The sequence below is a fragment of the Paraburkholderia kirstenboschensis genome, from assembly GCF_032806925.1.
Classification (GTDB): domain Bacteria; phylum Pseudomonadota; class Gammaproteobacteria; order Burkholderiales; family Burkholderiaceae; genus Paraburkholderia; species Paraburkholderia kirstenboschensis.
Window position 1 is genome coordinate 133410 of sequence record NZ_CP136511.1, and the last position, 12659, is coordinate 146068.

The 12659-nt window shown below is 58.7% G+C and carries 11 protein-coding genes; 8 read left to right on the forward strand and 3 right to left on the reverse strand.

Annotated elements, in window-relative coordinates; genetic code table 11:
* The first annotated feature begins 13 nt into the window (after nt 1-13).
* Together RW095_RS00710 and RW095_RS00715 are read left to right on the forward strand one after the other, a co-directional pair.
* The gene (locus RW095_RS00710; RefSeq protein ID WP_317015842.1) at nt 14-994 is read left to right on the forward strand and encodes an ATP-binding protein; all 981 of its coding nucleotides are present in this window, start codon (nt 14-16) and stop codon (nt 992-994) included.
* Nucleotides 995-1013: 19 nt separating this feature from the next.
* Nucleotides 1014-1610: a TniQ family protein gene (locus RW095_RS00715; protein ID WP_317015844.1), complete on the forward strand. Its 597-nt coding sequence runs from the start codon at nt 1014-1016 to the stop codon at nt 1608-1610.
* A gap of 388 nt (nt 1611-1998) precedes the next feature.
* Here RW095_RS00715 and RW095_RS00720 read toward each other — a convergent pair whose 3' ends face one another.
* Nucleotides 1999-3186, reverse strand: a complete 1188-nt coding sequence (locus RW095_RS00720) for an MFS transporter (RefSeq protein WP_317015845.1) — start codon at nt 3184-3186, stop codon at nt 1999-2001.
* An 812-nt stretch (nt 3187-3998) separates the two neighbouring features.
* Here RW095_RS00720 and RW095_RS00725 point away from each other — a divergent pair.
* The 4 genes from RW095_RS00725 to RW095_RS00740 all read left to right on the forward strand — a co-directional run bounded on the left by RW095_RS00725 (nt 3999) and on the right by RW095_RS00740 (nt 8530).
* Complete coding sequence (locus RW095_RS00725; protein WP_317015846.1) at nt 3999-4688, forward strand: (2Fe-2S)-binding protein; 690 nt, start codon at nt 3999-4001, stop codon at nt 4686-4688.
* Nucleotides 4688-5668, forward strand: coding sequence for an FAD binding domain-containing protein (locus tag RW095_RS00730; protein WP_317015847.1), 981 nt, complete (start codon nt 4688-4690; stop codon nt 5666-5668). The genes RW095_RS00725 and RW095_RS00730 overlap by 1 nt, the downstream gene beginning before the upstream one ends.
* A gap of 22 nt (nt 5669-5690) precedes the next feature.
* Nucleotides 5691-7916: a xanthine dehydrogenase family protein molybdopterin-binding subunit gene (locus RW095_RS00735; RefSeq protein ID WP_317015848.1), complete on the forward strand. Its 2226-nt coding sequence runs from the start codon at nt 5691-5693 to the stop codon at nt 7914-7916.
* Between the two features lie 98 nt (nt 7917-8014).
* On the forward strand, nt 8015-8530 hold the full coding sequence (locus RW095_RS00740) for a cyclophilin-like fold protein (protein WP_317015850.1): 516 nt from the start codon (nt 8015-8017) through the stop codon (nt 8528-8530).
* 70 nt (nt 8531-8600) lie between these two features.
* Here RW095_RS00740 and RW095_RS00745 read toward each other — a convergent pair whose 3' ends face one another.
* Entirely contained in the window at nt 8601-9494 is an 894-nt protein-coding gene (locus tag RW095_RS00745; protein WP_317015851.1) for a LysR family transcriptional regulator, read from the reverse strand.
* Between the two features lie 315 nt (nt 9495-9809).
* On the opposite strand from RW095_RS00745, the gene RW095_RS00750 reads away from it, so the two are divergent.
* A complete protein-coding gene (locus RW095_RS00750) occupies nt 9810-10088 on the forward strand; it encodes a DUF4148 domain-containing protein (protein ID WP_317015852.1) in 279 nt (92 codons plus the stop codon).
* Nucleotides 10089-10566: 478 nt separating this feature from the next.
* On the opposite strand, the gene RW095_RS00755 is transcribed toward RW095_RS00750, so the two are convergent.
* A complete protein-coding gene (locus tag RW095_RS00755; RefSeq protein ID WP_317015854.1) occupies nt 10567-10740 on the reverse strand; it encodes a hypothetical protein in 174 nt (57 codons plus the stop codon).
* Between the two features lie 694 nt (nt 10741-11434).
* On the opposite strand from RW095_RS00755, the gene RW095_RS00760 reads away from it, so the two are divergent.
* Nucleotides 11435-12655, forward strand: a complete 1221-nt coding sequence (locus RW095_RS00760; protein WP_317015855.1) for an acyl-CoA dehydrogenase family protein — start codon at nt 11435-11437, stop codon at nt 12653-12655.
* The last annotated feature ends 4 nt before the right edge of the window (nt 12656-12659 follow it).

The window sequence follows — 12659 nt, forward strand, 5'->3', positions numbered from 1 at the left end:
CAGGAGGTGCGCCATGTCGCTTCAGATACCGCGTCCGATCGATCCGTCACTGCACCCGCTGGCGACCGGCAACTATCGGATCGCCACGCCGGCGATCGAAGCCTTCTATGAACTGGTCGTTCGCTGCTTGCGCTACCGCATCATGGGCGCCCTGATTTACGGTCCATCTCGCATCGGCAAGACGCGGGCGATCGAGTACGTGCGATTGCTGCTGGCACGCGACCACCCGAGAATGACCACCTACCATGCGCAGTGCGAGCACAAGCCTCGGCATGCTGAAGGGCCCTTCTTTGCAAACCTCCTTGAAGCTGTGGGAGATCCCGATCCCAATGGCGGATCCAATCCGTCCAAGCGGATGCGCCTTTCCTTGCGGATCCGCGAGGCGGCGGCTCGAGCGGGCAGCAGTACCGTGTTGCTCTTCTGCGACGAGGCACAGCGGTTCGACGACAACGAATACGAGTGGCTCCGTGATGTCCACGACGCCCTGGATCGGCAGCAGATCAAACTGTTTACCTTTCTCGTCGGTCAGCAGGAACTGCTCGCACAAAAGAACGCCATGCAGTTGGCGGGGAAGACTCAGATCGTCGCGCGCCTGATGGTTGAAGAGCTGGCGTTTTACGGCATCCGCAACGCGGGCGACGTGGCAATCTGTCTGCATGGGTACGATCAGACGGCCTATCCTGAGGGCAGCCTTTGGAGCTTTACGCGCTTCTATATTCCACAGGCGTTCGACGCCGGTTATCGCCTGGCGACCGACGCCGACGTACTGTGGCAGACATTCGAAGCGGCGCATCACAAGGCCAGCCTGCCCGGAAGGCTCGAAATTCCGATGGAGTCCTTTGTACGGGCCGTCGAAATTGTGCTCAAGGACAGCGAGCTCAGGGATCAGCCCGGCTACTGTCCGGAATCAGCCTTGTGGGAACACGCCGTGCGCCATAGCGGCTATGTCCAATCGCGCCATGCTACCGGACGAGTGCTCGTTTCGGCCGGGTAGCGGGGCGTTGCTGCAGCCATTGAGCTTTCCGATTCTCACGCTCGACGAAAGTAAACTGGCACCGACGCTGGGCTACCACTTCAGTAGTGAGTGGCTCGATCCCTACGAGTCGCTTATCTCTATCCTATGGAAATTCGAGAAGGCGAATGCGCTGCCCGGCATCGTGGTGGCCCGGTTGCTACGGCCGGATATCGATCCTTTCGACGGTTTCGCGCCGCACCTGGGCGGAGTCGACATGGGTCGATTGCACGACGTTCTGGGTCTGCCGACAAAAGCGCTGCGCGCGGCACTGCTCGAGCGGCCCGAACGGCAACGCTATAGCGAGGTGCTCCGCTACTGTCGGCTTTGCATGGCGCGTGGCTACCATAGCGTCTTACATCAGATCGAGAGCGTAAAGCGTTGCCCGGCGCACCGCTGCGCACTGGAATCGATGTGTCGGCGCTGCGGCCGTCAAGCGCTGCATCACGTGGGACTACAGCTTCTCGAATCGGCGTACCGTTGTCCGTATTGTCGCGAGCGGTCTGGCGGTCAAGGCTGGTGGCCACGCAAGGCTCGGCCGATGCAGTTGCAGCAGCGCAGGGCGTTCACGCGGCTATACGTTGAGCGTTGTTCGTGATGATGGCCTTGACATCTTTCGACAGATTTCGTCGATCGGCTTTATGTGCATGCTTGAACATGCGTACAGCAGCCATGATCGATGCTTTTTCCGGGCTGTGCGGTGACACTATTCCTTCGCATGCGCTAACTACCTGAAACTTCGAAATATTATCTCGTTCGATAGGGGAAGCGCCTCCGATTGACACATTTCCTGGAAAAGCTGTGACACATTTCCTGCGGTCTACGGAAATCCCACGAGAGCCCACCGGCCATACCCACGCGCGTGTCACCGGAAGCGCGATCCCAACTCTGAAGCGGAGGATGCGCACAAACAACTGTTGCCGCACAGCCCGCTGCCGCAACGCCGCCAACCGACATCGAGGCAAGGGGCGTTCGATCATTGCGCCTTACTCTGCGCGAGGCTGAAGACGTCTGCCATTACCGACCACGATCGCGGAGAGAATCAGGAGCGTGGCGCCGCCAATAAAAGTCGCTCCGATGGAGTAGTGGTCGAGAAGCGTGCCGCCTAGCTCTGCACCCACCATGATGGATAGCTGTATCGATGCAACCATCAAGCCGCCCCCGTTCTCCGGCTTGTCCTTGACTCCTTTCGAAAGCCAGGTTGACCATGCGACAGGGATCGCAGCATTCACCGCTCCCCATGCAATCACCAGGGCCGCTACCGCCCAGAAATTGTGGCCGGATGGAAGCAAGGCAATCGTCACTGCAGCCAGTGCGACAGGCAAACCCATCAGAAGATGGTAGAGACGTTTGCTCATGATTGCGCTCGCGCCATATGTCCCCGCGAAACCGGCTAGACCCATGCCAAGCAAAAGCATCGACAGTTCTGCGACATCGGCGTGCGTGTACGACTCGAAGAACGGCCGGAAGTACGTGAATACGGCGAAGGCACCGCCGAAGGTAAGCATTACGCCAAGCATCGCAGACGCCACGTGCGGGCGCCCGAGTAGAGACAGCACGTTCCCGTTTCCTTGCGACCGTTCGCTCTTCATGGATGGGATCGTGACCAGCAGGAGAACGAGGTTAATCGCGACGATCGGGACTAACGCCCAAAAAACGCCTCGCCATCCGATGACGCCGCCCAGATAGCTGCCAACTGGGGCGGCAAAGGACGTAGCGACAGCGTTGCCCGTGTATAAGACTCCCAGCGCCTTGGGCAACGACTCTTCGGGTACCAGCCGCATGATAGTTGCCGTGGCGAGCGACCAGAATCCGCCTACCGTAATTCCCAGCAGTGCGCGGGCAGCCATCAAGGTCGTGAAGCTGCCGGCTTCAGCGATCAGGACGAGCGACACCAACATCAGTCCTGCCAGGCCGACCAATACATTGCGTCGGTCGAGACGACTCGTGACTGACGGAATAACGAGGCTTGTCACTACGGCGAACAGCCCCGAAATGGAGATTGCCTGGCCCGCCATGCCGACTGAAGCGCGTAGGTCCGATGCGATGGGCGTCAGAAGACTGACCGGCATGAACTCGGACGCAATCAACATTGCGGCGCACATCGCCATGGAACCGACTGCGGCCCATATTTGCCGATTCGGGATGGATGGGTGGTTAATCAGCGTCGACATTCAATTCCCTCAATTTCAATCGCCCTACGCGTTCTCGCGAACCAATGGTCATCGTCCAGCCGATAAACAGTCAGTTGACGACGCTGTGGCAATGATCGGTTAACGCGTAGGCAGACGTTGCATACACGCGGACGTGATTTCAATCGGCGAGAATCGCCTGTCGATTGTTCTCTTTGAGCAGCGACAGGGAGGAGGGCATTTATATATTCATTCAGCGATCTGACGCTGAACAGTTAAAACGTAGTTTAGCCTCGCAGCCACGCTGGATAAACCCGTTCCAGGTGATTGGACTCATGAGCGCTCGTTATCAATAGGTATAAGTCCCGATCACTGCGCCTTGCGTCGTGCAATGCGGCTCCGATGCGCGGCGTCGGCCAGCCTGGATTGGAGGCACTCGCGCGGCGATCCCATTGCTCCAACGGATACGGTGTGGCGGGGACAGTGGACAGCCCCGGTTTGTTCCTTCCTGATTGATGAATGACGGTAATAGGCCCAATGAGTTTTTGGTGTCTAGTTGCCGTCTAATGTCGTGGTTAGATTACCGTATGAGCACCTGTCGGCTTGACACATCATCCGTGCCGCGAATGACTGTGGCCCACGAACGAGCCGCTTCTACGAGTTTTCTGCAGCAAGCGGGCTCCGGTGCGTCTCACGCGGTCAGCCGCGTCATCGCTCTCTGTTCGCCGGGAGCCGGCCGGTTGCACCGGACATGGCATAGCGCGTGTCAATACTAACGTGCGAATCGGCAGAAGAACACTTGTTGCCGAAAGTCGCTCGAAGGTCCGCTTCAACAAACTTGTGGAGGTCTCTGCATGGCAGAAAAGAAGAACTGGATGTCGCAAGATGGCGAGGTTCAGGGTCAAGACTTTTCGGACGGGCGCAAGCCAGTTACTCGCAGACGGTTTCTGCAATCAATGGGTGCGTCAGGCGTCGCTGCTACGAACGCCGGGCTATTTTCTGCGGCGAAGGCAGATGAAGCTAACAAAGAGCCGCCAGTCGGCCCGCAACATCCGGCGCAATCCGTCGGTCACACCGTCCGCCTGAAGGTAAACGGCGAGATGCGACAGATAAACGTCGCGTCAAACGCCGTTCTTCTCGACGTCTTGAGAGACCAACTGCAACTCACAGGCACAAAAAAAGGCTGTGACCACGGTCAATGTGGTGCCTGCACGGTCCACGTCAACAAAACAGCGGTGAACTCCTGCCTGTCACTGGCGGTGATGCATGACGGGGACGAGATCACGACGGTCGAAGGACTGCAACAGAATGGGCGGCTTCACCCGGTGCAGCAGGCATTCTGGGAGCACGATGCGTATCAGTGCGGCTATTGCACGTCGGGTCAGATGATGAGCGCGGTCGCAATCCTGAAAGATAAGCGCATCCCAGCGGATGACCATTCGCTGCGTGAGGCGATGAGTGGGAATATCTGCCGCTGCGGTGCATACAAGAACATCATCGCCGCCATTCAGGACGCGCGTGCGAAAGCGGCGGGGTCAGTCTGATGCAGAATTTCGACTACATTCGCGCCGTTTCGCTGGATAGCGCCGTGCAGAGCGTTGCACAGCCAGGCGCGGTGCTGCTGGCTGGCGGCACAACACTACTGGACTTGATGAAATTGGATGTGATGCAGCCGGCGGCCGTCGTCGATATTCACAAGTTGGCGCTTGATCAGATCGAACAGTTGCCCGATGGCAAGGTAAGAATCGGCGCCATGGTCTCCAATACTGCACTCGCCTTCAACGAACACATTCGCGTTCAATACCCGGTGCTTTCCCAGGCTGTGCGTTCAGGCGCCAGCACGCAACTGCGCAACAAGGCGACTACCGCGGGCAATATCATGCAGCGTGTTCGCTGTGGGTACTTTCGGGATGGTGTCTCAGCTTGCAACAAGCGCAATCCGGGCTCGGGCTGTGCCGCCATCGGCGGGCAGAACCGTAACGTGCACGCTGTGCTCGGCGGTAGTGAGCACTGCATTGCCGCGCACCCGTCGGATATGTGTGTTGCGATGGCGGCCATTGGTGCGACCATTCATGTCCGAGGACACGCCGGATCCCGTGAAATCGACTTCGGCGATTTTCATCTCTTGCCTGGAGACACGCCATGGAAAGAGCACGCTCTCCAGGCAGGTGAAATCATCACGCACGTGACTCTAGATGCACCGATGCAAGGCAGTCGCTCCGCGTATCTGAAACTCCGGGACCGCGCTTCCTATCAATTCGCCCTGGGCTCGTGCGCGGCAATCATTGCGCTTGACGGGGAGAGGATCCGGGAGGCCCGCGTTGCTCTCGGAGGCGTCGCGACCAAGCCGTGGCGGGCACGCGAAGCCGAGAATGCACTGATAGGCCAATCGGCGAGCGTGAGTTCATTCGAGAAAGCAGCGGAACTTGCGCTCAGAGGCGCGCGCTCCTATGGACAGAATGGTTTCAAGATTGGCCTCGGTCAGCAAGCGGTCTTGAGAAACCTGACTGCATTGGTCGCTTGACCTGTGTCATGGAGAGAAATTAATGAGCGATCAAGTGATAGGACAGGCGGTAAAACGGGTCGACGGCCGTCTTAAGGTGACGGGCGCAGCGAAATACACCGCTGACCAGAACCCGCCCGGCCTCGTGCATGCCTATGGCGTTTTCAGCACCGTTGCGAGCGGGCGCGTGCTGCGAATCGATACGACGGCGGCCAAACGCATGCCTGGTGTCATCGCGATACTCGATCACGGGAACTTTCCTCGGCTTTACCGTACGCCTATAAACCTCACTCTGCCCACTATCCTGACGGCGTCACGGACTGACGAGAACCGTCTACCGTTCGAGGATGCGACCGTCAATTACGCGGGCCAATTCGTCGCGCTCGTCGTGGCAGACACATTTGAGCATGCGCGAGAAGCCGCCAGTCTGGTGAAAGTGACATACGGCAAGAGCCAGCCTATCACGAGCCTGGATGAAGGCGTCAAGATTTCCGGGTTGAAAGACGGCACTAACGGTCACACCCGGGGCGACGCGGCAAGCGCATTCAATAGTGCACTTCATAAGATTGATTTCGCGTATCGCACGCCGGTGGAAACGCACAATCCCATGGAAATGCATGCGACGGTCGCGAGCTGGCAGGCCGGCCGTCTGCACGTCTACGAAGCAACGCAAGGCGTGGTGGTACACAGGAACTCGCTTGCGCGCATTTTCGGGCTCACACCCGATCAGGTTACGGTCGAGGCACCATTCATCGGTTCGGGATTCGGTAGCAAGTTGTTTATCTGGCCACATTCCGTCGCTGCAAGCGCTGCTGCACGTGTAGTCGGACGACCCGTCAAGCTCGTCGTTCCGCGCGCACAGATGTTCACGACAACGGGTCATCGGCCCGAAACGCTTCAACATATGCGGTTGTCGTGTGATGAACAAGGCAAGCTGACGTCGCTTCGTCACGAGGCGATCAACACAACTTCGTTCACGGACGACTACACGGAAACATGCGCCGTCGTGTCGCAGAGCCTCTATTCGTGCGCAAATGTGCATGTCAGCCACAAGATGACCAAGGTCAATCGCGGCTCGCCCACTTCCATGCGTGCACCGGGTGCGGCACCCGGGCTGTTTGCGCTGGAGTCGGCGATGGACGAACTTGCGCTAGATGTTGGTATGGACCCGGTGGCTTTCCGATTGCAGAACATTTCGACGATCGATGAAAGCAAGAACCTTCCCTGGTCGAGCAATCATCTTCGGGAAGCCATTGTGCAAGGCGCAGAGAAGTTTGGATGGAAGAACCGTTCGCCGCAGCCCGGTTCGATGCGCGAGGGCAACGAAAATGTCGGCTACGGCGTGGCAGCCTGCAGCTGGGATGCGTTTCGAACACCGGCCGAGGCTCGGGTACAGTTGCGCAGCGACGGGACGGCGGCTGTAACGTGTGCCGTCCAGGACATTGGAACCGGAACGTACACTATTGCTGCCCAGGTAGTGGCCAGCGGGACGGGGCTTCCGCTGGAAAAGATTCAGGTGACGCTCGGCGACACGACGTATCCCTCGGCTCCATTGTCCGGCGGATCGTGGGTCACCGCGAGCCTTCTACCTGCGATCTCAGAGGCGACGTGCCAGGCACTCGATCAGTTGAAGGACTACGCAACTTCACCCTCGGGGCCTTTCGCCGGCGTGAAAAAAGAGAGTCTGAAGTTCGAGGAAGGAAGTCTCACCGACGGCAGTCGCAGGGTCGACTTCGCGTCGGTGTTGAAAGGTCAACGTCTTTCAGACGCCGAGGGTTATGCGCACACCAGTGGCACGCCGACCGACAAGTTCTCCTTCCGCTCATTCGGAGCACATTTCGTCGAAGTTCGCTGGGATCCCGGCATTTCGCATCTACGAGTCGCCCGTGTGGTGAGTGCAATCGACGTGGGTCGCGTGATCAACCCGCTGACGGCGCGCAATCAGGTCGAGGGTGCAGTTGTGATGGGTATCGGCATGGCCCTGTTCGAGGCAACCGAATACGACGCACGCTCCGGCCTGCCTGCGAACAATAACTACGCGGAGTATGTCGTTCCGGTGCATGCTGATCAACCCGAGATCGATGTTCTGCTGCTCGACTATCCGGATCTGCATCTGAATGAATTCGGCGCCCGAGGCATTGGCGAGATTGGCACGACCGGGTTGGCAGCAGCCGTGGCCAATGCCGTTCATCACGCAACTGGTGTCAGGGTGCGAGACCTTCCCATAACGCTTGAGAAAGTCTCGAGTCAATTGCGGGGCGTTGCGTGAACGCAGGTCGGGCAGTGTTTTGAATGGTGCCCTTGTCGTGGGCTCACCGGGTGTCAACAATGAGTGCGACTTCGTTCACTATGTGGTCAGGAGCCAGAATGTCCGATCGGAAAATGTCTAGAGGTGTTCTTGTTCTAGTCATGCTATCCCTCTTTCTCGCAGGAACGAGCGCAACGGCAGGGGAGCTGAATGGTGCTTCCAACACCGCTGCTGCGCCGAACCGAAGCGCTATCACTCCCGCCCACAACGATCCCTCAGTGAAGATCACAATCAAAGTGGGAGGAAAAGAGCTTCAGGCGACACTGGCCGACAATCCAACCGCGCGTGAGTTCGCCGCTCTTCTCCCCATTCGCGTCGCGACGCGTGACTTGTTCGGACGGGAGAAAGCAGGGCCGCTGCCGAAGGGCATTTCGACAGGGGGGCCGAGCAGTGACGTCTATAAGGTGGGCGATATCGGTTACTGGTCACCGGGCCACGATATTGCGATCTATTACCACCAGGACGGGGAAAGGATACCGTCTCCAGGCATCATCAACATAGGTCACATCGATTCAGGAATCGAGGCTTTCGATCTGCCCGGCGCAGTCGAGATCTCGATCGAGCGCTCGCCCTGAGCAGACGCGCGACCCGTTAGGCTATCAAGAGCTGAGCTGAAGTATTTCCGGCAGGGACTGGCGAAGCCGCCTAGGTTCGGTGCTTCAATGCGTCGATCACGAGGGAAAACGCACGTGAAGTCTGGCGCCGGCTCGGATAATAAACGTGGTAGCCGGGCCATGTCGGACACCAGTCCTTGAGTACGCTGACTAATTCACCCTTGCGAAGATGGTCGCGCACCGCGTCCTCCGGGACAAAAGCCAGGCCGAAGCCTTCGAGCGCCCCTCTGATCATTTGCGGCTGCGTGTTGACGGTAAGTTGTCCGCTGACGCGCGCCTGTGTTTCGCGTTTTCCCTTCTTCAATTCCCAGGCGTAGAGTGCCTTCGTCGTCGTCATACGCAAGCTTATGCATTGGTGATCAAGAAGGTCCTCGGGAGTGTCTGGAACCGTCCTGTTCGCGAGATACGATGGTGCTCCTACAATTGTCATCGGAATGTCGGGACTGATGCGGACGGCGATCATGTCTTTCGCGACCTGGTCCCCGAAACGCACCCCGACGTCATAACGATCTTCGACAATGTTCGAGAGGCCATAGTCGACCGTGACCTCCACTTTAATGTCAGGATACGCGTGCAGGAGCTTGCGCAGCTTCGGCCAGATGACGGTGTCGATGGGATGATCAGTGGCAGTGATGCGAATCACGCCTGCGGGCTTGTCCCTGAAGTCGGACAAGGCCGCAAGGCTGGCATCGATCTCTTCAATCTTAGGCGCCACCGCCTGGAATAGTTCCTCGCCCGCTTCTGTTGTCGAAACGCTGCGGGTTGTCCTTGTGAGAAGGCGCAAACCGAGCCTGGCCTCGAGGTCGCGGATGATATGACTCAACGCTGATTGCGAGACACCGAGTTTCGCGGCAGCGCGGGTAAAGCTCTTCTCGCGCGCGACGGCGAGAAACACAAGGATATCGTTCAGGTTCTCTCTAGGCATCTCACGTTACCCTTCGTTGAAAGCGGTTCAAAGGCCCGCGCCACCGATAGCGTTCATCAAGGGTACAAGCTCTGCTGGTACGGTAATTGATGAATGATACTAATAAGTCCAATTGGGCGCAGCTACTTAATTCAATAGGCGCAAACCTTTAGCATGTGCATTGAGATGGTTGCTCACAAACCGTGCGCGGCGACCTTCGACACAAATGCACGGTGTAGAGGCAGTATCTGGTGCGAGACATCGATCCGGGTGCCATTTTTCGCTTTCAACGAAGCGGGCGGGCATGCCATTACCAATCTTTCTGGAGTAGCGATCATGAATCGACGCCTCAATCTTCTCGTTATAGCATTCGGCCTTTCCGCTCATCTGTTTGCATCGGCGCAGACCTCTTCGACGCAAGCGTTGTCACGAGAGCAGGTCCGTCAAGACATGGCTGATTATGAAGCAGCTGGGTACAACCCCGCACGTCAAAATCCGCGTACCTGGGTTGACGACGCCCGGGCAGCTTCAGCCAGGGTGATGACGGCTAGAGCGGGAGGAACTCTGCCTCAACTCGCAGTCAACAAGGCCGATGGCGCCAGTCACTGCGATTGATTGTCCAGTTCACAACTGCATAGACGCAACCTCTCAGCACATGACCACGTCCTTGTGGCATTTACAGGAAGCGGAGCTATGGGACGGGCGTTCCATAGCTCCATTGCCTTAGCTGCCGATCCGCTTGGCGAGATCGCGCGTCGACCTACGTAAATCCCGCCCACTCATTTCATTCGCGGAGCGGTTGATTGCCCTGGCAGGCGCGGCAGAGCTTCTCTACGATTCGTCGTGAATGTGGCGATCTAGACCTATCGCACTTTCTCCCACCATGCGTCGAACTTCTGTGTTCTCCCATCGAAGTAGATCGGGCGGCCGATAATGGGCGTCCAAAGGGAGTAGCTTCGATTCACACTCGCTCTTGAAATGTGCACGAAGGGGTCATTCCAGTCGTGGGGGGCCAGCGAAAAGCGGCCAATATGACTAGGCGTGAGTGCCTTCGTGCGAAGATCCATCGCAGCCTGCGCCGCCTGCTCTGGATTCATTCTTTCGGTACAGAGAAACGGAAGGTGATCGGCATCGTTAGGACGCCGAGCGCAGCATACCCCTTGGCATCGGCAAAGTGCTGAAACGCTTGCACCGCTCGCGCGCGTGCCATCCGCGAGCTTTTGCCGACCAAACGTTTGACGTGCAGCGCGAGTGCGACGCCGATCAATCCGGGCGGATATTCTGCGTTGCGGGAACGACCGTTTTCTATTGATCGTCCGGTTTCCGCCGCGATGTCACGGGGAGTTCACCAGCGTGTGCACTGGAGAGTCAGACGCAGGGCCGACGGAGCAGATGGGTCAGTCCAATTAATGCATGGAGGTCGGTTGAGTGCCTGCTTGAGCTTCTTGCGCCCCAGCTCAGTCGAACAACAGGCAGTATTGAAGGCTTTCGTGGCTGTTCGGTGACACGGTTGCTTGCTCGAAGGCGCCCAATGTTCGCGCGATATGCGGTACTGGGAAGACCGCGCCGGGAAGCGGCGATTTATGCGCGCCAGCCAACCTGCCTCGTTCTTGACCCCTTTGCTCGATCTGCCGTCCGCACGACGCACCTGATAGCTCTGCGTGTGTCGACCGATTCCAGCGCAAGCGCAAATTCTTGAAGCGGCGGATGTCCGCGCCGCGCACATTGTCCTCGCTAGAGTCTCCGAGATGGACACATATCAGGCGCGTAGCGCGGGTGGTGAACCGCTTTTCGTTTGAGGCGGGCAGCGGAGCTGGTCATAGCTTAAGGATGCTTGGCACGCATGTTGCAGATTCGATAGCTGTAAAGGCTAATCGAACCGATGTCTCTGCCGTCGCCTGCACGACAGCATCGACGGGGCGTCCCTGAGAACAGCAAAGGAGAAAGTGGTGGATCCAGCAATGTCCGAGGAGATTGAAGCGGTACGCGACATGGTCAATCGATTCATGGAGACCGAGGTCGTACCGGTGATGGAAGGCTATGAGCAGCGCCGCGAGTTTCCGCGCGAGCTGATCAGGAAAGCGGGTGCGGCAGGCCTGTACGGCGCGGTGTTTCCGGAATCGGTGGGCGGCAGCAACATGGGCTATCTGGCCGCGGCGGTAATCCAGGAAGAGATGTGCCGTATCGACGTGCGCTTTGCCTCATGTAACAACCAGCAGGGCTCGACCTGCCCGAGCTGCATCTACTTCGGCGGCACACCCGAGCAGATCCAGAAGTATGTGCCGAACCTGCTGGCGGGCGTGACGATCGGAATGATGTCGCTGACCGAGTCGGGCGGCGGCTCGGATGCGGCGGGCAACATGCAGACGTTTGCGCGGCGCGATGGCGACGTGTACCGCATCAGTGGCCAGAAGATGTGGGCGTCGATTGCCAACGAAACGGACGTGGGCGTGCTGTTCGCAAAGACGGACCGCGCCGCGGGTGCGAAGGGCGTGAGCGCGTTCATCGTGCAGCCGAAGAAGTATCCGGGCTGGACGGCCCAGCCGATCGAGACAATGGGCCTGTCCACCGCATTGCGCACGAACGTGGTGTATCTGGACGATTTCGTGGTGCCGGTGGAGGACCGTCTGGGCGAGGAGGGCGAGGGCTTCAAGATCATCATGCGCACGCTGCAGCCGGGGCGTGTGGGGGTGGCGGCCAAGGCGCTGGGAGTGGCGCGCGCGTGCTTCGAGGATGCGGTGCGCTATGCCAACGAGCGCACATTGCGGGGCCAGCCGATCGGTCGGTTCCAGATGATCCAGTCGGACATCGCGGAGATGGCGGTGGCGATTGAGGCGAGCCGGGCGCTGGTGTACAAGGCGGCGATCGCGATGGACGAAAGCCAGCCGTCGAACCGGCTTGCGGCGATTGCGAAGTACCACGCCTCGCAGACGGCGAAGTTTTGCGCGGACAAGGCGGTGCAGATATTCGGTGGCTATGGACTGGCGAAGGAATACCGGGTGTCGTGGTACCGCGCGTACGCCGACATGTTCTTCACGGGCGAGGGCTCGGCGAATGTGCAGAAGATCCTGATTGCGGAGGACGCGCTGGGCTACAAGCTGGCGGACCGCCATCACGGCAAGACGGGACTTCGGGACATCCGCAAGGACGATGTGATCGCGCAACTCAATGCCACCCGGTGAGGAA